Source organism: uncultured Tateyamaria sp. (assembly GCF_947496075.1).
Taxonomy (GTDB): domain Bacteria; phylum Pseudomonadota; class Alphaproteobacteria; order Rhodobacterales; family Rhodobacteraceae; genus Tateyamaria.
The window spans coordinates 698,656-716,684 of sequence record NZ_CANMBJ010000001.1; the positions used below are offsets into that span (position 1 = coordinate 698,656).

Sequence of the window (18,029 nt, forward strand, 5' to 3'; positions counted from 1 at the left end):
TGTTAACCACGAGACGCCATTGCTGAAGGTTCCTGAGCCTGGGACCCGCAATGAGCGATCCGCTATTACGTCTGTCTTATCCACAGCCGGTGACCCGGCCTGTGCGTCCTGCTGTGCCCGTGGGACGACAGTTGGTAAACGCCGGACTGATCAGCCAGACTACCTTGCTTGAGGCGCTCGCACTGCAACATCAGCTCGATGCCCCGTTGGGCGAGATACTGGTAGCCGAAGGACATGTTGAGCCTGATGACGTGCTGGCCGCACTTGCGGTGCAACACGATGCAGATCGTGTAGATCTGGCCATCGATCCACCCAATCCGCTGATGAAACAGGCCATGCCTGCACAGATATGCCAACATTTTGGTGTCGTGCCATGGCGTTGGATCGGCAATACGCTTCTGGTGGCAACGGCCCGGCCGGATCAGCTGTCTGCAGTGAGCGACATGCTCGATCAATCCTCCATCACGCTGTTGCCGGTCATCGCATCCATCGACCAGATCCACGACCAAATCACCGCGATCTATGGCGTGCAGCTTGCACATCAGGCCGCGCACAAAGTGCCGCAAGAGGTCAGTTGCCGGACATGGACCCCAAGCGTGTTCGCCGCACTCACTTTGCTGGCTCTTTTGATGCTGTCTCTGGTGCTGTTTCCCGCCTGGACCGCAACGGCACTGATTGGCTGGGCGGTGTTTACACTGGCACTGACCACGGGGCTTAAACTGGCCGCGGTCGTTGCCCGGCTGATGCACCGTTTGCCCGCGCAACCCGAACCTGTTTCCACGCCGTTGGCCGGCCGCTTGCCCCGCGTCTCGGTGATGGTTCCCCTGTTCAACGAAGAACGGATCGCAGAGGCACTGATCACACGTCTGTCTCGCCTGACATATCCCAAGGCCCTGCTGGATGTTGTTCTGGTCCTCGAAGCCAAGGACAGCGTGACACGTGCAACCCTCGCCCGCACGCGCCTGCCAAAATGGATGCGCGTCGTCGAAGTGCCCAATGACGGCACCATCACCACGAAACCCCGCGCTCTCAACTACGCGTTGGACTTCTGCAAGGGCGAAATCATCGGAGTATGGGACGCCGAAGATGCGCCCGAACCGGATCAGATTGAAAAGGTCGTGTCGAAATTTGCGGCTGCGGGCCCTGACGTTGCATGCCTGCAGGGTATGCTTGACTACTACAACGCTCGGCACAACTGGCTCGCGCGCTGCTTCACGATAGAATACGCAAGCTGGTGGCGGCTGGTACTGCCCGGTGTCCAACGTCTTGGGCTGGTTTTGCCCTTGGGCGGCACGACTCTGTTCTTCAGGCGTGCGATCCTCGACGAATTGGGCGGTTGGGACGCACACAATGTAACCGAAGACGCGGACCTCGGCATACGGCTGGCACGCCGTGGCTACCGCACCGAATTGATCCCTACCGTCACTTATGAAGAAGCAAACTGTCGCGCCTGGCCTTGGGTGAAACAACGATCTCGCTGGATCAAAGGGTTTTTTATTACCTATTGCGTACACATGCGGCGCCCCAAGGAGCTCTTGCGTGATCTTGGCTTCAAAAAGTTTCTCGGCGTACAGGCGATGTTTCTGGCCACGGTCTCGCAGTTCGCGGCGCTCCCATTGCTTTGGAGCTTCTGGCTGCCCGCCGCGGGCCTGCCACACCCGGTTACGGCGACACTGGGCGAAACCGCTCTCTGGTCCGCCGCATCATTCTTCATAGCAGCGGAATTGTTGAACATGGCCATCGGGATGCTTGCAGTATCGGACCGTGATCACCGTCATCTCCTGCCTTGGGTTCTGACCGTGCCGTTCTATTTCCCGCTCGGCGCCATCGCCAGCTACAAGGCCATCTACGAACTGGTGCGCGCCCCGTTTTACTGGGACAAAACCCAACATGGCACGGCAAGCGGCGATGTGGTCGAACCGGTCAAAAATACGAACTAAGCTTCGTCGCGCCTCGTCTCTGCATCCTGCTTCAATCGGGTCATGAACGCGACCGAGATATGATCACGCAGCGCCTGCCCTGCCTCGGCTTCGTCCTTGGCTTCGATCGCGCGCACGATACGGTCATGTTCATCCTGGGCGATGCGCGTGCGCCCATCCGCAGCCAGCGACGTGGTCGCCATCAGCGCCATGGTCCTGTGCACAAGGTCAAGCTGTTGAACAAGGTAGCGGTTGTGTGACGCAAGATGGATCTGCGTATGGAAGCGCCGGTTCGCGCGTGCCAGCGCAGGCGGATCATTGATCAACGCATTGTCGGCCTCCACCATCTCGCGCAGGATGCGCACCTCTTCCGCCGTCGCATGCTGTGCGGCCAGTGATGCAGCCAAGCCCTCAAGCTCACGCCGGACGACGTAGAGCTCGGACATCTGGTTGTGATCAAGCGACGCCACGATCAGGCTGCGCCCGTCCCGCGACAACAGGGACTGGGTTTCCAACCGTTGCAACGCCTCGCGCACAGGTGTCCGCGAAACGCCAAACCGTTCCGCCAACTCGCTTTCCACCAACCGATCACCGGGCCGGTAGGTCCCGATGTCGATCGCTTCGAGGATCATCGAATAAGCATCGGTATGTGTCGGGCGTGCGGCGCGCATGGCATCCTCGCAAGTCATTGAATTTCCAAACCATAGTGTGCACGCCCATACTCACGCAACCCCAAGCACTTGCGTACCGCGCGCGCCACGCCTATCCACAACCCCATGCCAGCTGATGATTTTGCACATGTCCGCGCCTGGGTCTTTGATCTGGACAATACACTCTACCCGCCCGCCGTGCGCCTCTTTGATCAGATCGAAGTGCGGATGACGGCCTATGTCATGGAGGCTTTGAAGGTCTCGAAGCGCGAGGCCGATCGGCTGCGCAAGCACTATTGGCACATTCACGGTACAACGCTTGCAGGCCTGATGCGGGAACACGAGATCGACCCAGTGCCATTTCTCGAGGACGTGCATGACATTTCGTTCGATGAGCTGACACCCGACGTGGATCTCGCCGCACGCATCGACACGCTGCCGGGACGCAAGATCGTCTATACAAACGGATGCGCCCCTTACGCCGAACGGGTGCTCGCGGCGCGCGGGCTCTCGGGCAAGTTCGACGCGATCTATGGCGTCGAACATGCAGATTTTCAGCCCAAGCCGGACCGCGCCGCGTTTGATCGCGTCTTTGGCCGCGACGGGCTCGAACCCGAACGCGGTGCGATGTTCGAGGATGAGCCGCGAAATCTGGCCGTGCCCCATGCCATGGGTATGCGCACGGTTCACGTCGCCCCGGCGCGCGCCGATGGGGACCACATCCACCACCATACCGATGACCTCGCTGATTTCCTGTCCCGGCTCACCGGGTAGGACAGGATGCCACCTTGGCACCGGGACGGGGCGGCGTAGTTTGCGGGTATCGGAGGTGCGATATGACCGAAACCTGTGACATCCTGATTTCCGGCGGCGGCATTGCAGGCCTGACAGCCGCAGCTGCTTTTGGTTCGGCTGGGTTCAACGTCATCTGCGTTGATCCAACCGCACCCGTGACCGAGCGCGAGGCCGAGGGCTCGGATATGCGCACCACGGCGATGCTGCAACCGGCGCGTGACTTGCTTGAGCGTGCAGGCGTTTGGGACGCGCTCGCCCCGCACGGCGCTGCACTTGAGGTGATGCGCATCGCTGACGCCGCCACCGACACAGGTGCGGCACGCGAGGTCAAATCCTTCCGTGCGTCGGACGTGTCTGATCTGCCCTTTGGCTGGAACTTTCCCAACTGGCGCTTGCGGCGCGAACTGGTGGCAAGACTTGATGCCCTGCCAAATGTCGACTTCCAACCGGGAACCGGCACCAGCCGCTTCCTGGGTCGCACAGCAGAAGCGCGGGTCACGCTGAGCGACGGAACAAGTATCAAAGCCAAACTGGTTGTGGCCGCGGATGGCCGCAACTCGCCCGTGCGACAGGCAGCCGGAATTGGGGTCACAACCAAGCGCTATGGTCAAAAGGCACTGGCCTTTGCCGTCACGCATCCAATTCCGCACGACAACGTCTCGACCGAAGTGCACCGCACGGGTGGCCCGTTTACGCTCGTTCCGCTGCCAGACCACGAAGGCATGCCATGCTCAGCCGTTGTGTGGATGGATGACGGTGCAAAGTCGGTGGCCCGCATGGCGTTGGAGACCGCGGAATTCGAAGCAGAGATGACCGAACGCAGTTGCCATATACTCGGGCCGCTCACCCTCGCCTCGCGCCGCACGATCTGGCCGATCATCAGCCAGATTGCCGAACGTTTGAGCGGTACACGGGTGGCTCTGATTGCCGAGGCCGCCCACGTCGTACCGCCGATTGGGGCGCAGGGGTTGAACATGTCGCTAGCCGATACCGCGACGCTGCTCGATCTGGTGATGGATCAACCCGAAAACCTGGGGGATGCGGCAATGCTCGCCCTCTACCATAAGGCGCGCTATGGCGATATCCGCATGCGCGTGACAGGCATCGGCCTCTTGAACCGGGCAAGCCAGGCCACATCACCACTGGCTCGCGATGCAAGGGCGCTCGGCCTGAACGCGTTGCATGAGATCACTCCTATCCGCAAATCACTGATGGAATTGGGGTTGGGCGTACGACGCGCGGGGTAAGGCAGACCCTTGGTCCGCAGGGCGCACGGCACGTGCGCCTTACAGCACCTGATCTACGACACGCCGGAGCCGCGCGATCGTGCCGTCCACGTCATAAAGTTTGTCCAAGCCAAAAAGCCCGATGCGGAACGTCCGGAAATCAGCGGGCTCATCACATTGCAAAGGCACCCCCGCAGCGATTTGCATGCCCTGCGCCGCAAAACGCTTGCCGGTCTGCACATCCGGATCGGCGGTGTAGCTCACCACCACACCCGGAGCGCCAAACCCATCCGCCGCAACCGACGTCACACCTTTCTCAGCCAGCATGGCCCGCACGGCATTGCCCAACGCCCATTGCGCGTCCTTCAACTTGTCGAACCCGTACGCTTGCGTCTCAACCATTGTGTCACGGAAATCACGCAGCGCATCTGTTGGCATCGTCGCATGGTACGCATGACCACCGTTTTCATAGGCCTGCATAATCTGGTGCCACTTCTTGAGATCAATGGCAAAGCTGTCGGATGTTGTCTCTTCCATCCGTGCCACTGCGCGCGCAGATAACATCACCAAGCCAGCACAGGGCGAGGCACTCCAGCCCTTTTGCGGGGCAGAGATCAGCACATCGACGCCCAGTGCACGCATATCCACCCACGCACAGCCCGACGCAATACAATCCAGAACCATCAACGCACCAACCTCGTGCGCGGCCGCCGCCATCGCCGCCACGTAGTCGTCGGGCAGGATCACACCGGCGCTCGTCTCAACATGCGGAGCAAACAGGACATCCGGTTTCTGATCGCGAATGGTGGCCACAACCTCGTCAATCGGAGCCGGGGCAAAAGGCGACGGCGACGCGTTTCCGGTCTGCCGCGCTTTCAACACGGTCGTATTGCCGGTCAGCCCCCCGGTTTCGAAAATCTGGCTCCAGCGGTAGGAAAACCATCCATTGCGCACCACCAGCACATCTGAACCGCGTCCAAACTGGCGGGCCACCGCCTCCATCCCAAAGGTGCCGCCCCCTGGCACAACAATCACCGCATCAGCGGCATAGACCTCTTTCAGCATGGATGAGATGTCGTTCATCACGCCCTGAAACGCCGCACTCATGTGGTTGAGCGACCGGTCGGTGAAAACGACGGAAAACTCCTCAAGACCTTGCGGATCAACGGTATCAAGCAATGCGGGCATCATGCGTTCCTTTCTCTTTCCGCAGGACATAGCGGCTTGGGCCAGGCAGAACAAAGCCTATCACCGTATACATTCGCGGCAGTGCGGCATGGCGCGTCGCCTATTGGAACGGTTTTCAGCCGATGGGCCCCGGCCGGCGCTCTTCGCTCAGCAGCACGTTTGCTTCAACCTCCCCTGCGCCGGGCAATGTCATGATCCGGCGCCGCAGCACGCGCTCAAAGTCAGGTAAGTCGCGCGCCACCACCCGCAGGCGGTAGTCATACAGCCCCAGCACATGCTCAACGGTCTGCACTTCAGGGATGGCCGAGACCGCGCGTTCAAAATCCTCAAGGCTCACCCGACCCTTGGTCGCCAACTTCACCCCCAGAAAAACTGTCACACCGAAACCCAGCTTTTCCGCATCAAGGCTCAACCGCTGTCCACGGATCACGCCAGCCTCGCGCAACCGCTTGATGCGCCGCCATGCGGCAGGCTGCGAAAGCCCACAAGCCCGCCCGATGGCTCCTGCCCCCTGCCCCGCGTCGTCGACCAACAAACGCAGAATGGCGAAATCCGTATCATCCAGATCAATCACAGCGGCAATGCCTCATCACTCTTGATCCGCGCCACCTGCATCAGCGCCTCGATATCCGCGATATGGGGCAAGGTCAGGATACGGCTGCGATAAAGGTGCTGATAGTGCGGCATGTCGCGCGCGATGACGGACAGGCGTACGTCCACTCGCCCCAGAAAGGTCTGGATCTCGATCACTTCCGGCACCTCTCGTGCCGCTTCGATGAAGTCATCGAAAGCACGCGCTTGTGTCTTATCCAACGTGACGCGCAAGGACACCTCGACCGCGTAACCCAGTGCGGCCCAGTCAATCACAGCCTGCACCGACTTGACCAATCCCGCTTCGCGCAGCTTGGCCTGCCGTCGCGCAAGTTGCCCGGGGCTGACGCGCGCCCGCTCCGCCAGTTCCGCGGGGGCGAGCGTCGGGTCGGACTGCCATTGCCGCAGGATACGACGATCCGCATCATCTAACATGATTTTCCCGTCTTTCATTTATTTGACGCATGAAACTGCCTTCATCTTGCCAAATAAACTCAAAATAAAACGCTGACCAGAGGCAATAGCCTGAGTATAACGCCCCTCAGCAACCAAACCCGGAGGGACCAACATGCGCGTGTATTATGACCGCGATTGCGACATCAACCTGATCAAAGACATGAACGTGGCCATCCTCGGCTACGGCTCCCAAGGCCACGCCCACGCGCTGAACCTGCGCGACTCGGGCGCCAAGAACGTCGTCGTCGCCCTGCGCGAAGGCTCGGCATCCATCGCCAAGGCCGAAGGCGAAGGCCTCAAAACGATGGGCATTGCCGAGGCGGCAGCCTGGGCCGACCTGATCATGTTCACAATGCCCGATGAACTGCAGGCCGAAACCTACAAGAAATACGTGCACGACAACATCCGCGAAGGTGCCGCCATCGCGTTCGCTCACGGCCTGAACGTCCACTTCGGCCTGATCGAACCCAAGCCCGGCATCGACGTGGTGATGATGGCGCCCAAGGGCCCCGGCCACACCGTGCGCGGCGAATATGTCAAAGGCGGCGGCGTGCCCTGCCTCGTAGCCGTCGACAAGGACGCATCCGGCCGTGCTCTGGAAATCGGTCTGTCCTACTGCTCCGCTATCGGTGGCGGCCGCTCGGGCATCATCGAAACCAACTTCCGCGAAGAGTGCGAAACCGACCTGTTCGGTGAACAGGCCGTTCTCTGCGGTGGCCTCGTGGAACTGATCCGCATGGGTTTCGAAACACTGGTCGAGGCGGGCTACGCACCCGAGATGGCGTATTTCGAGTGCCTGCACGAAGTGAAGCTGATCGTGGACCTGATCTACGAAGGCGGCATCGCCAACATGAACTACTCGATCTCGAACACGGCCGAGTACGGCGAATACGTCTCCGGCCCACGGGTCCTGCCCTACGACGAAACCAAGGCACGGATGAAGGCAATCCTGACCGACATCCAGACCGGCAAGTTCGTGCGTGACTTCATGCAGGAAAACGCCGTTGGTCAGCCCTTCTTCAAAGGCACACGTCGCATCAACGACGAACACCAGATCGAAGAAACGGGCGAAAAGCTGCGCGGCATGATGCCGTGGATCTCGGCTGGCAAGATGGTCGACAAGTCCAAGAACTGAGTTGCCCTACGGAAAAGGCGCCCAATTGGGCGCCTTTTTCATCCAACAGCGGCGGCGTAACGCTCGCCCAATACGAAATCCCAACCGCTGTCATAGTTCTCACGCTTGGCGTGGGCCTCATCTGCCCAGACTTCCCAACCGCTATGGGTCAGCGTGACACGCGTCTTGGCCTCGTTGATCACATCGAACTGAACATCAACGCGTGTTGCGGAATCCGCATTGCTGCCCGGGTGCCAAGTCATTGCCAGATTTCGGCCCACCTCGAACTCCAGCACTTTGCCCCAGTCACTGCGTGTACCGTCATACATCGTCTCATACACCGCCCCGCCCACGTGCGGTTCGATTGTCACTGCAAGCGCAGCTTTCCCTGTCGCGGCAGACACAGCGTGCCGATCCATCGGCCACCATGTCGCAATTCGAGTGACAAAAATATCGAATGCACGGTCAGCCGCACATGGTACGTCAATTGTTTTGATGATTGGACTGGTCATGCGCCGTGCTCTCCATTTGCTGAACATCCTCGGCAAACCCCTGCATCACCGCATCCCAGAACTGATCAAGATAGGCCCGCAACTCCGCGAGTCCTTCGGCCCTGACCGAGTAGATGCGCCGCGTTCCCTCGGCGCGCACATAAACCAGGCCAGCATCTGACAGAACCTTCAAATGCTGTGAAACCGCCGGTCGAGATACAGGAAGGTTGCGCGCCAGAACTGCAACTGAACTGGGCGAATGGGCCACTGCCTCGAACACGGATCGCCGTGTTGGATCAGAAAGGGCTGCAAGCGATTCTTCGTAAGCCATGACTTACGGTAAGCGATGACTTACGGTTTGTCAAAGTCGTGGAAATGCAGCTGCAAACGCCTGTTGCCCCTTGGGTGTCATCAAAACGGCGCGGCTGCCCGCATCCCGTCGCATCCACCCCTGCCCCTCCATCCGGGTCAGCATGGCACGACCAAGGGAACCGGCCAGATGGTTGCGCCGTTCGGACCAGTCAAGGCAGGTCCGGCACAAAAGGGTCCGCCCCTTCTCCAGCGCCACCAGATCAATGCCGAAGCCGGATGCAAAGTCGCGCCCAGTCCCGGTCAGTATGACGTCTTCACCATCTTCAGCCAGCAAGTCACGCGCGATCAGGCTGCGATACATCTGCACCCCCATCCGTCCGGCCAAGTGATTGTAACACACCCGCGCCACCTGCATCTGAGCATCCTTCGGCCCTGTCCGCACCCGCGTGGCGCCACGCCGTGCGGCCAATCCCATCAGCGCTTCCAGCACACCCGCAACCTCGGCATCCGCAAGATGAAAGTATTTGTGACGCCCTGATTTGCGCGGGCTGACCAGATCCGCGTCCGTCAGCTTGGACAAATGCCCACTGGCCGTGGACAACCCCACGCCCGCTTCTTCGGCCAATTCGGACGCGGTCAATGCGCGCCCATCCATCAACGCAGTGAGGATATTGGCGCGCGCCGGGTCACCGATCAGCGCTGCAATTTGCGAGATATCTGGACCTTCCTTCATAGTTCGACCGTAACCGAAGTATTGATGCAAGTCAAAATGCTACATCGGCAGCATGAACGAAAGGACCCCACATGCTGACCTGCATCATTCAATATCAGATCGACCCAACCAAACGCGCGGCCTTTGCCGAGTATGGTCAACGATGGGGCGAAGCGATCCCGCGCTGTGGCGCAGACCTTGTGGGATATTTTGCGCCACACGAAGGATCATCCACACTCGCCTATGGCATCTATCACATTGAAAACCTTGCCACTTATGAAGAATACCGCGCCCGCCTCGCCGCGGACCCGCTGGGACGCGAGAATTACCTGTTTGCACAATCCGAGAAATTCATTCTCAAAGAAGATCGGACATGGCTCACCAACGTCTCAACGCCGCAGGGAGGTTCCACATGATCGCTGTCATCTTCGAGGTTTGGCCCAAGGACGGGCATCGCACACCGTATCTGAACCGGGCTGCCGCGCTCAAAGAACACCTTGGCGATATCCCCGGGTTCATTTCGGTCGAGAGATTCGAAAGCCTTGTGGAGCCGGGCAAGCTGCTGTCGCTGTCGTTCTGGGAAGACGAGGCCGCCCTCGAACATTGGCGCAAACTGCCGGAACACCGCGACGCACAATCCGCAGGCCGCGATATCCATTTCGACAACTACCGCCTACGTGTGGCGGGGGTGATCCGTGACTATGGCATGACGGAACGAGACGAGGCGCCCGCCGACAGCAAGGCGCTGCATGACCGATAGCCCGCGCATCACCGCCGCAAGTTGGGTGATGGTGGCCATCCTCGGTTTCACCTGGGGTGGCACCTTTCTGGTGACCGAGATTGCCCTGACCGGGATCACCCCGTTCTGGCTGGCCGCTGGGCGCATTTGCTTTGCCGCCATATTGATGGTCGCCATTTGGACTGCACTTGGTGCCCCACTGTTCAAAGGCCCTGTCCCATTAAGTACCTGGACATCATTGGGGGCGATTGGTGGGTTCAGCTCGGCCATTCCGTTCATGCTGCTGGCATGGGGCCAGCAATATGTCACCTCAGGCTTTGCCGGCGTCTCAATGGCATCCGTCGCGCTGATCGTACTGCCGCTGGCACATCTGCTGGTTCCTGGCGAACGCATGACCCTGCGACGTAGCCTCGGCTTTGTCATCGGGTTTGTAGGGGTCTGTATCCTGATCGGCGGCCAAGCTTTTGAGGCCAGCGGTGCGCAGTTAGAGACTGCTGGACGGATTGCCTGCATCGGGGCCGCCAGCTGCTACGGCATCTCATCCATCCTGATGCGGCGCCTGCCGCCGGTGGATCCGATCGGGCTTTCGACTGTTCTGCTGCTGATCGCCGCTCTGATCGTGCTGCCCGCCGCCTGGATTGTTGAGGGGCCGCCGCCCCTGCCGAACACACAGACTGTCGTGGTCATCGCCTTTCTCGGGCTGATCCCCACAGCCGCGGCCAACATGCTGCGCGTCTTGGTGATCCGCAGCGCAGGGCCAGTCTTCATGTCAATCACGAACTACCAGGTGCCGGTCTGGTCCGTCGTCATGGGCGCTGCACTCCTGAACGAACCACTGCCCCCAAGCCTGCTTTGGGCCATGTTGCTGATCCTCGCCGGTGTGGGCCTCAGCCAATACGGCGCATTGCAGCGGTTGTTCGCACGCTGATCCCAGCTTCATTTCGCCAGACAAACCGCCCCCGGAGGGCCCGATTGACATCAATGCGAGACGGCAGCTTCCACCGCTTTGACGACATGGTCAACGCTGGCGTTCAGAACGGTTTCGTCTTCGCTTTCCGCCATGACCCGGATCAGCGGCTCGGTCCCGGATTTGCGGATCAGCAACCGACCGTTGCCATTCAACTGGCCCTCGGCCTCGGTGATGGCCGTCTTGACGCTGTCCATATCCAGCGGAGCCTGCCCGGCAGCGAAACGTACATTCTTGAGAAGTTGAGGAACGGGGTCAAAAACATGCAGTACCTCGCTGGCCTGCTTGCCGGACTGCACCAGTTCCGCCAGGAATTGCAGCCCCGCCATAAGCCCATCGCCAGTCGTGGCGTAGTCGGTCATCACGATGTGACCCGATTGCTCACCGCCCAGATTGAAGCCACCCTCGCGCATGCGTTCAACCACGTAGCGGTCGCCCACACCCGTGCGCTCCAGACCGACACCGCGCCCTTGAAGGAAGCGTTCAAGGCCCAGATTGGACATGACCGTCGCGACAAGCGCATTGCCCTTGAGCCGCCCCTCAGCCGCCCAGCGGGCCGCCATGAGGCCCATGAACTGATCGCCATTGCCAACACGCCCCTTTTCATCCAGCAGGATGACGCGGTCTGCATCTCCATCAAGGCAAATGCCGACATCGGCACCATGCGCCACAACCGCTTCCGCTGCCGTTTGGGGCTGCGTGGACCCGCAGCCCTCGTTGATATTGTGCCCGTTCGGCGCCACCCCGACCGGGATGACCGTGGCCCCAAGTTCCCAAAGGGCTTCGGGTGCCACGCGGTAGGCCGCGCCATTCGCGCAATCCACAACCACCTTCAGTCCGTCCAGCCGCATCTGGCGCGGGAACGAGGATTTTACACGTTCCACATAGCGGAAGCGACCATCATCGATCCGCTTCGCACGCCCGATTGTCCCCGCGGGGACAGGGTCAACCCCTTGGGATACAAGGTTTTCTATTTCCGCTTCCGCCGCATCGCTCAGCTTGTAGCCATCGGGACCAAAGAACTTGATGCCGTTGTCATGGGCGGGGTTGTGGCTGGCTGAAATCATCACACCCAGATCGGCCCGCATGGATCGCGTCAGCAACCCGACGGCGGGCGTTGGCACCGGCCCCAGCAGCAAGACATTCATGCCGGTGCTGGTCAGACCTGCCGTCAGCGCGTTTTCAAACATGTAGCCCGACAGGCGCGTGTCCTTGCCGATCACCACGCGGTGCACACTGTCGCCATCCCTGCGAAAGTACCGCCCCACTGCCGCACCGATGCGCAGCGCCATCTCGGCCGTCATGGGTGCGGTGTTGGCCGTGCCCCGGACGCCGTCCGTCCCGAAAAGCTTTGTCATGTTAGCGATGTGCCACGGAAGCGCGCCACAGCGCAATGGCCTGCGCGTGGTCGGCGACGTCATGCGCACGAATGATCTGTACCCCTTGGGCAATGGCGGCAAGGGCCACGGCCACCGAACCGGGCGCACGTGCGGACGCTTCCGGCGCGTTGCCGATGTTGCCTATGAACCGCTTGCGCGACGCGCCCAACAGGATCGGCACACCAAGACTATGAAACAGGCTGATCCGGTTCAGCAGGGTCAGGTTGTGATCCAACGTCTTGCCAAACCCGATGCCTGGGTCAGCAATGATCTTGTCCCGTGCAATGCCCGCAGCCTGCAGGGCGGCGATCCGTGCGGCCAAAAAGTCATACACGTCCAAAAGCACGTCATCGTAGACTGGATTGTCCTGCATGGTTTGCGGATCGCCCTGTGCATGCATCACGCAAACAGGCACGCCACGCTCCGCGCAGAGCGCGGCAAGATCAGGATCGTAGGTGAAGCCCGACACATCGTTGACGATGGACGCTCCGGCATCCAACGCCGCCTCGGCCACTGCGGCCTTGCGCGTATCGATGGAGATCGGCGTGGCCACGCCCGCAGCACACAAGTCACGGATCACCGGTGCGGTACGCGCAATCTCTTCTTCTACATGCACCGTCGCAGCACCGGGGCGCGTGCTTTCCCCACCAATATCGAGGATATCTGCACCCTGCCCGATCAGCACCTGTCCATGCGCAACCGCATCCGCGCGCGCATTGTGCTGCCCGCCGTCCGAGAAGCTGTCAGGCGTCGTATTCAGGATGCCCATGATCTGCGGCGCAGACCCCCCGCTTCGAAATGGCGCGCGTTCTGCATCCGTCAGGTCCGACGCCGGAATGACACGTGCGGCATCGCTGCGCGACAGCACTTCAACATGCGTGAACCAGCACGCGCCAAAGACAATCGCATCGTCCGGGCGCGCTGGTCCCACCTGCATCAACGGGCGGATATAGCGCATTACAGCTTGGCCTGATCCACTGGAACCGCGCGCAGAGCAACCGGCGCATCCGTGGGGCCATCACCGCCAATCACCAGCATTTCCAGAACGTCGAAAGTTGCGGCAAACCACGACGCCAATGCAACGGCATCCGCACCTTTTGCTGAAGGACCGTCCACGGCATCCAGAACGATCTTGGAAGGCGCCCAGACACAGGCCTGACCGTTGCGCATGGCCCAATCCAACTCGGTGCGCGTGTCCACGACCTTGCACCTTGCGTCGCGGGCGGCCAGCACCCACGCATTCTGTTCGATGGCAAGCAAGTCGATGCGCCGCTGCGCCAGCGGGTGGTCGGCCTGGGGCGCATCAATATCGGCGGGCCCGACACAGAAGATCAGCGGGCGGCCCATCGCCTCAAGCTGATCGATCCAGCCGCTCAGATTGTCCGAGGCAATGGCGTCGTTCGACAGATACACCAGTTCCGGGTGCATCACGTCCTCTTCCAGATCCTCAGCCGCGACGGGGCGGGCGGTGCCGCGGCTGCGCACAATCTCGACCCCCAGCGCACCGGGGCCACGGTCCAGCTTTTCGATGCGGACAAAGACACGCATCGCCTGCGGTTCCATCAGGATGCGGTCGGCCACACGTTCGGACAGGGTTTCGAGCAGGTTCAGACGCTCGGCGGCCAGTTCATAGGCGATCGCCTCAGTCACCTTGTCGTAGGACAGGATGCGATCCACGTCGTCATCAATGGGTCCCGTAAGCGGGCGCACTTCGACGACGATATTGAAACAGATGCGCTGGGTCACCCCCCGCTCGGCCTGAAAGGCGCCTATTTCAACCTCGACCGTGTGGTCACGGACCGAGATGCGGTCCAGCGGCGCTGATGTGGCAGTTGCTTCCGACCGTTCAGACGGATGGGAAAAGGCAAGACGGATTTCGGACGCCATGATGCGGACCTATGCAGTCAAAGTTGCGCCCTTCTACCCAAGCTGTCCCCGCGGGGACAGGGTCAAAGACGCCACCCTTCGGCCCGAAAACGTCAGTTTGAGGCAGTACGGAAGGTGTGGCGATAGAAGACATGCACGCCGATGGCGGCCGTCTTGGTGTAGACCCGGCTCCAGCGTGGGCGCACTGCGGTCGTGTGATAGTGCGTGGCACCTTCTGTCAGGGCAGGTGCGCGACCATCCAGAACAGTGCGGGCCACTTTGGATACACGCTCAAAGGCGCGTTGCTCGCGGATGGTTTCCGGCGCGCCATCGCAGGTGTAGGTGAATTGGCACTGGTACTTGCGACCGGTGCCCTGATTGATAACACCGCAGACATTGTTAGGAAAACGCGCGCTGCGCACACGGTTCATGATGACCTCGGCCACGGCAAACTGCCCTTTGACAGTTTCGCCACGGGCTTCGAAATACAGCGCCTCGCTCAGGCACTGCCAATGTGCATCACCTATGGCCTTGGGCTGTGCATCAACCCAGCTGCGCGAGAACGATATGTTGGTATTCGTCTCCGGTTCGGTCAGTAATGCCGCAAGCCGTGTTGACGGCACGCTCCGCAATGCACGATTTTCAGCATTCCTCAATGCCTCACCAGTTACACTCGTATTCTCGGCCTCTGCCGCAGCAAGCTGCGTCCCTGCCAGCATGGACCATGCCAGCAGCGCCTTTACCAAACGTCGCATTGATCACCCCAGGATCGTTTCCGATCCGCGGCATTTAGGGAAAATTGAGCAGTTCGTCCAGTTTTTGAGCGATTTGGTCGCACATGGCCGCTATGCGTGGGCACGATATCGCTTGTGATATGACTCACTATACTGTGGCGAATGGAGTGGGAATCTACCCGATTTTGTGGCCAATTGCCAATTGAGCGGAAGCCAGCCGAGCCACCGGAACCCGGAACGGGGAACACGAAACATAGTCAAAACCGGCCGTCCGACAGAAGGCGATTGATTCGGGGTTGCCGCCATGTTCACCGCATATCGACAGGGTGATATCCGGTCGGGCCGCACGCCCGCGTTCGGAGCCGAGCTTGAGCAACTCCCCCACCCCATCAATGTCGAGAGAGTGAAACGGGTCTTCAACAAAGACCTCTTGCCGGACATAGTCAGACATGAACCGCCCGGCATCGTCGCGGGACAATCCATACGTCATCTGCGTCAGGTCGTTTGTGCCGAAGGACAGAAAGCTACAGTGTTGCGCGATGTCGCCTGCCCGCAGCGCCGCACGCGGCGTTTCGACCATGACGCCCAGACGGTAGTCAAAATCCTCTCCCTTTTCAGCGGCAACGGCTGCGGCAATCGCGTCGACGCGTGCGCGCACCAACTCAACCTCCCGCTTGGCGCTCACCAGCGGGATCATGATCTCGGGCACGACCGGCGCACCGTCGCGCCCTGCATCAAGTGCGGCTTCGAAAATCGCGCGGGCCTGCATCTCGTAAATTTCGGGCACGGTCACGCCAAGGCGCACGCCGCGCAGACCAAGCATGGGGTTGTATTCGGTCATGGCCTCGATCCGACGGGTGACATCGGACAAGGGCAGGTTCAGCGCATCGGCAAGCTCGTTTTGTCCATTGCGATCGGTTGGCAGAAATTCGTGCAGCGGCGGGTCGAACAGGCGGATACAAACCGGCTTGCCCTGCATGATGCGGAAAAGCTGACTGAAGTCAGCCCGCTGCATCGGCAAGAGCCGTTCCAGCACCGCCCGCCTATCGTCGCTGGTTGCGGCAAAGATCATCTCGCGCATGACCGTCAGTCGACCCGGTTCGAAGAACATGTGCTCTGTTCGGCACAGACCAATGCCTTGGGCATTGAAATTGCTTGCGGTTTGGGCGTCGGCCGGTGTGTCGGCATTGGCGCGGATGTCAATATCGCGCTCGGCGTCGGCCCAATCCATCAGGTCGGTGAACGCGTCATCAAGGGCCGCTTCCTGCATCTCGGGCGCGCCCAAAAGGATCGTGCCATTGGTGCCGTCCACCGTGACAACGTCGCCCGCGGCGACTGTGCGCCCGTCCGGCGTCGTCAACAGCCCTTTGCGGGTCTGGAAGCGGATGTCGCTCACCCCCACCACGCAAGGCAGTCCAATGCCGCGCCCGATCACAGCCGCATGGCTGGTGATCCCGCCGCGTTCAGTGATCACGGCCTTGGCCGCATGCATACCCCGAATATCCTCGGGCGAGGTTTCGCGGCGGACGAGGATGCAATCCTCGTTTCGAGCCGCACTTGCTTGTGCTTCATTGGAGGAAAACACCAGCTTGCCTGTGGCAGCACCAGGGCTGGCGGCAATTCCAGTGCCGAGAATGTCACGCTTGGCATGGCGATCCACCTGCCGGTGCAACAACTCATTCAATGCACGCGGTTCGATCCGCATCAGTGCCTCTTGCCGCGGGATGATTCCGTCACGGGCAAGCTGTACGGCAATCCGGACCGCTGCGCGGGAAGAGCGCGCCACGCGCACACCATCAAGAATGTGCAAACCCCCGTTTTCAATGGTGAATTCGACCTGCATCTCTTCGCGCAGTTTAGTGCGCATCAGGCGGGCATGCTCAACCAATTGGGCGAAAACATCCGGCACCAGCTCCTCAAAAGAGGGGCCACGGGGGTCTCGTGTGATGAATAGCGACTTTGCATCGCTCCGCAGGGCGTCGCGCCCCTGGCTTTGGCGCAAATAGCGCCCCGTGATCTGCGGCATGCCGGTCTTTGACGACACCAGCTGCAGGACGCCCGACCCGCTTTCGCCCTGCCCGACGCCGAACGCCATTTGCTGTACGATTAGGCCCAGACCTGCTTCCGCGGGGGCGCCTTTGGCCTGCCGCAGCAGGCGGGCGGAGGTGCCTTCCCACGCACGGGCCATGGATTTGAGAACGCCTGCCAGTTGCTCGGCCTGCGTTGCTGGGAACGCGAATTCCGTTTCAATTTCATAAGCTTCCAAGGTCTGTCGCAGCGCGTCCGGGCCTTCGCCCGTCACGTCATCGAACATGTCCGGGTCCAAGCGGTCGACATGGATGGCGTAGCTTTGCACGAAACGCGTGAACAACGCCGCAGCAGCGTCAGCGCCAAGCGTGTCGCAGAGCGCCGCGTACCGTGTTTTGTTCATGCCGACATTGAGGATGGCGGAGGGGCCGCCCCAATCCGGGTCCTCGGACGAGGGACGGACGCAGAGCAGTGCCTCGTCCGGGAATTGGTCAAGAATCGCTGGAATATCAGGGAGATGGCCGCTGGCGATGTCGTGCACGGCATCGAAGGACAGCGCCACCGTGGGCGGCACTGGCAGGTCGAGCCGGGTCAGCCGTTGCAGGCATTTTGCCCGTCCGCCATGGGTTTCGGTGGTGATGGGGGCGGTGGGGGTGACCAAGGTGGTGTTCGGGTTATTCTGCACTGCGGCATCGCTCCTTTGCGAGGCGCAGCATAGCCGTAAACCTTGACCGCACAAGGGTTTAGGATGTGCAACTTTCGGCCTGTGACAGGGGGACACCCCCCCGTGCAGCATCCGTACACCCCCTGTACACCGGGCGCGGGCGCAGAAACGCGGGTGCGCGCAACGGTTTTCGAGCGT

19 protein-coding genes are annotated in these 18,029 nt (G+C 60.8%); 7 read left to right on the top strand and 12 right to left on the bottom strand.

What is annotated here, in order from left to right:
- Window positions 1–50 precede the first annotated feature (50 nt).
- Window positions 51–1,940 carry a glycosyltransferase gene (locus tag Q1A51_RS03565; protein ID WP_299603899.1) on the top strand — a complete coding sequence of 630 codons (1,890 nt, stop codon included), beginning with the start codon at window positions 51–53 and terminating at the stop codon, window positions 1,938–1,940.
- Here Q1A51_RS03565 and Q1A51_RS03570 read toward each other — a convergent pair.
- Complete coding sequence (locus Q1A51_RS03570; RefSeq protein WP_299209450.1) at window positions 1,937–2,590, bottom strand: GntR family transcriptional regulator; 654 nt, start codon at window positions 2,588–2,590, stop codon at window positions 1,937–1,939. The genes Q1A51_RS03565 and Q1A51_RS03570 overlap by 4 nt on opposite strands.
- A 105-nt stretch (window positions 2,591–2,695) precedes the next feature.
- Here Q1A51_RS03570 and Q1A51_RS03575 point away from each other — a divergent pair, with 105 nt between their 5' ends.
- Entirely contained in the window at window positions 2,696–3,343 is a 648-nt protein-coding gene (locus Q1A51_RS03575) for a pyrimidine 5'-nucleotidase (protein WP_299603903.1), read from the top strand.
- 62 nt (window positions 3,344–3,405) lie between these two features.
- On the top strand, window positions 3,406–4,611 hold the full coding sequence (locus Q1A51_RS03580) for a UbiH/UbiF family hydroxylase (RefSeq protein ID WP_299603906.1): 1,206 nt from the start codon (window positions 3,406–3,408) through the stop codon (window positions 4,609–4,611).
- 39 nt (window positions 4,612–4,650) lie between these two features.
- On the opposite strand, the gene Q1A51_RS03585 is transcribed toward Q1A51_RS03580, so the two are convergent.
- The 3 genes from Q1A51_RS03585 to Q1A51_RS03595 all read right to left on the bottom strand — a co-directional run bounded on the left by Q1A51_RS03585 (window position 4,651) and on the right by Q1A51_RS03595 (window position 6,804).
- On the bottom strand, window positions 4,651–5,778 hold the full coding sequence (locus tag Q1A51_RS03585; RefSeq protein WP_299604051.1) for an aminotransferase class V-fold PLP-dependent enzyme: 1,128 nt from the start codon (window positions 5,776–5,778) through the stop codon (window positions 4,651–4,653).
- A 115-nt stretch (window positions 5,779–5,893) separates the two neighbouring features.
- Entirely contained in the window at window positions 5,894–6,352 is a 459-nt protein-coding gene (locus Q1A51_RS03590) for an Lrp/AsnC family transcriptional regulator (protein WP_299603909.1), read from the bottom strand.
- Window positions 6,349–6,804, bottom strand: a complete 456-nt coding sequence (locus tag Q1A51_RS03595; protein WP_299604054.1) for an Lrp/AsnC family transcriptional regulator — start codon at window positions 6,802–6,804, stop codon at window positions 6,349–6,351. Before Q1A51_RS03595 ends, Q1A51_RS03590 begins: the two co-directional genes overlap by 4 nt.
- Window positions 6,805–6,937: 133 nt before the next feature.
- Between Q1A51_RS03595 and ilvC the strand changes: the two genes are divergently transcribed.
- Entirely contained in the window at window positions 6,938–7,960 is a 1,023-nt protein-coding gene (gene ilvC, locus Q1A51_RS03600; protein WP_299546074.1) for a ketol-acid reductoisomerase, read from the top strand.
- A gap of 38 nt (window positions 7,961–7,998) precedes the next feature.
- Here the strand turns inward: ilvC and Q1A51_RS03605 are convergent, their stop codons facing one another.
- The 3 genes from Q1A51_RS03605 to Q1A51_RS03615 are packed head-to-tail and all read right to left on the bottom strand — an operon-like array spanning window position 7,999 to window position 9,475.
- Window positions 7,999–8,451, bottom strand: a complete 453-nt coding sequence (locus Q1A51_RS03605) for an SRPBCC domain-containing protein (protein WP_299603912.1) — start codon at window positions 8,449–8,451, stop codon at window positions 7,999–8,001.
- Window positions 8,423–8,761: a metalloregulator ArsR/SmtB family transcription factor gene (locus tag Q1A51_RS03610; RefSeq protein WP_299603914.1), complete on the bottom strand. Its 339-nt coding sequence runs from the start codon at window positions 8,759–8,761 to the stop codon at window positions 8,423–8,425. The genes Q1A51_RS03605 and Q1A51_RS03610 overlap by 29 nt, the downstream gene beginning before the upstream one ends.
- Window positions 8,762–8,791: 30 nt before the next feature.
- Window positions 8,792–9,475: a winged helix-turn-helix domain-containing protein gene (locus tag Q1A51_RS03615; protein ID WP_299603917.1), complete on the bottom strand. Its 684-nt coding sequence runs from the start codon at window positions 9,473–9,475 to the stop codon at window positions 8,792–8,794.
- A gap of 71 nt (window positions 9,476–9,546) precedes the next feature.
- On the opposite strand from Q1A51_RS03615, the gene Q1A51_RS03620 reads away from it, so the two are divergent.
- The 3 genes from Q1A51_RS03620 to Q1A51_RS03630 are packed head-to-tail and all read left to right on the top strand — an operon-like array spanning window position 9,547 to window position 11,121.
- On the top strand, window positions 9,547–9,870 hold the full coding sequence (locus Q1A51_RS03620) for an NIPSNAP family protein (protein WP_299603921.1): 324 nt from the start codon (window positions 9,547–9,549) through the stop codon (window positions 9,868–9,870).
- Window positions 9,867–10,214 carry an antibiotic biosynthesis monooxygenase gene (locus tag Q1A51_RS03625; RefSeq protein ID WP_299603924.1) on the top strand — a complete coding sequence of 116 codons (348 nt, stop codon included), beginning with the start codon at window positions 9,867–9,869 and terminating at the stop codon, window positions 10,212–10,214. The genes Q1A51_RS03620 and Q1A51_RS03625 overlap by 4 nt, the downstream gene beginning before the upstream one ends.
- A complete protein-coding gene (locus Q1A51_RS03630) occupies window positions 10,204–11,121 on the top strand; it encodes a DMT family transporter (RefSeq protein ID WP_299603927.1) in 918 nt (305 codons plus the stop codon). Before Q1A51_RS03625 ends, Q1A51_RS03630 begins: the two co-directional genes overlap by 11 nt.
- Window positions 11,122–11,171: 50 nt before the next feature.
- Here Q1A51_RS03630 and glmM read toward each other — a convergent pair whose 3' ends face one another.
- The 5 genes from glmM to Q1A51_RS03655 form a co-directional block, all read right to left on the bottom strand.
- Window positions 11,172–12,518, bottom strand: a complete 1,347-nt coding sequence (gene glmM, locus Q1A51_RS03635) for a phosphoglucosamine mutase (RefSeq protein WP_299603930.1) — start codon at window positions 12,516–12,518, stop codon at window positions 11,172–11,174.
- Window position 12,519: 1 nt separating this feature from the next.
- Complete coding sequence (gene folP / locus Q1A51_RS03640) at window positions 12,520–13,497, bottom strand: dihydropteroate synthase (protein ID WP_299603932.1); 978 nt, start codon at window positions 13,495–13,497, stop codon at window positions 12,520–12,522.
- A complete protein-coding gene (locus tag Q1A51_RS03645) occupies window positions 13,497–14,426 on the bottom strand; it encodes a dihydroneopterin aldolase (protein WP_299603935.1) in 930 nt (309 codons plus the stop codon). Before Q1A51_RS03645 ends, folP begins: the two co-directional genes overlap by 1 nt.
- Window positions 14,427–14,518: 92 nt before the next feature.
- A complete protein-coding gene (locus Q1A51_RS03650; RefSeq protein WP_299603938.1) occupies window positions 14,519–15,160 on the bottom strand; it encodes a cell wall hydrolase in 642 nt (213 codons plus the stop codon).
- A 154-nt stretch (window positions 15,161–15,314) separates the two neighbouring features.
- Window positions 15,315–17,852, bottom strand: a complete 2,538-nt coding sequence (locus Q1A51_RS03655; RefSeq protein WP_299603940.1) for a putative PEP-binding protein — start codon at window positions 17,850–17,852, stop codon at window positions 15,315–15,317.
- Between the last annotated feature and the right edge of the window lie 177 nt (window positions 17,853–18,029).

Excerpts from the sequence above, each read along its gene's own strand:
- ilvC (WP_299546074.1), top strand. The coding sequence starts at position 6,938 with ATGCGCGTGTATTATGACCGCGATTGCGACATCAACCTGATCAAAGAC.
- Q1A51_RS03650 (WP_299603938.1), bottom strand. The coding sequence starts at position 15,160 with ATGCGACGTTTGGTAAAGGCGCTGCTGGCATGGTCCATGCTGGCAGGG.
- Q1A51_RS03575 (WP_299603903.1), top strand. The coding sequence starts at position 2,696 with ATGCCAGCTGATGATTTTGCACATGTCCGCGCCTGGGTCTTTGATCTG.
- Q1A51_RS03630 (WP_299603927.1), top strand. The coding sequence starts at position 10,204 with ATGACCGATAGCCCGCGCATCACCGCCGCAAGTTGGGTGATGGTGGCC.
- Q1A51_RS03595 (WP_299604054.1), bottom strand. The coding sequence starts at position 6,804 with ATGTTAGATGATGCGGATCGTCGTATCCTGCGGCAATGGCAGTCCGAC.
- Q1A51_RS03645 (WP_299603935.1), bottom strand. The coding sequence starts at position 14,426 with ATGGCGTCCGAAATCCGTCTTGCCTTTTCCCATCCGTCTGAACGGTCG.
- Q1A51_RS03625 (WP_299603924.1), top strand. The coding sequence starts at position 9,867 with ATGATCGCTGTCATCTTCGAGGTTTGGCCCAAGGACGGGCATCGCACA.
- Q1A51_RS03580 (WP_299603906.1), top strand. The coding sequence starts at position 3,406 with ATGACCGAAACCTGTGACATCCTGATTTCCGGCGGCGGCATTGCAGGC.
- Q1A51_RS03565 (WP_299603899.1), top strand. The coding sequence starts at position 51 with ATGAGCGATCCGCTATTACGTCTGTCTTATCCACAGCCGGTGACCCGG.
- glmM (WP_299603930.1), bottom strand. The coding sequence starts at position 12,518 with ATGACAAAGCTTTTCGGGACGGACGGCGTCCGGGGCACGGCCAACACC.
- Q1A51_RS03605 (WP_299603912.1), bottom strand. The coding sequence starts at position 8,451 with ATGACCAGTCCAATCATCAAAACAATTGACGTACCATGTGCGGCTGAC.
- Q1A51_RS03610 (WP_299603914.1), bottom strand. The coding sequence starts at position 8,761 with ATGGCTTACGAAGAATCGCTTGCAGCCCTTTCTGATCCAACACGGCGA.
- Q1A51_RS03620 (WP_299603921.1), top strand. The coding sequence starts at position 9,547 with ATGCTGACCTGCATCATTCAATATCAGATCGACCCAACCAAACGCGCG.
- Q1A51_RS03615 (WP_299603917.1), bottom strand. The coding sequence starts at position 9,475 with ATGAAGGAAGGTCCAGATATCTCGCAAATTGCAGCGCTGATCGGTGAC.
- Q1A51_RS03585 (WP_299604051.1), bottom strand. The coding sequence starts at position 5,778 with ATGCCCGCATTGCTTGATACCGTTGATCCGCAAGGTCTTGAGGAGTTT.
- Q1A51_RS03570 (WP_299209450.1), bottom strand. The coding sequence starts at position 2,590 with ATGCGCGCCGCACGCCCGACACATACCGATGCTTATTCGATGATCCTC.
- folP (WP_299603932.1), bottom strand. The coding sequence starts at position 13,497 with ATGCGCTATATCCGCCCGTTGATGCAGGTGGGACCAGCGCGCCCGGAC.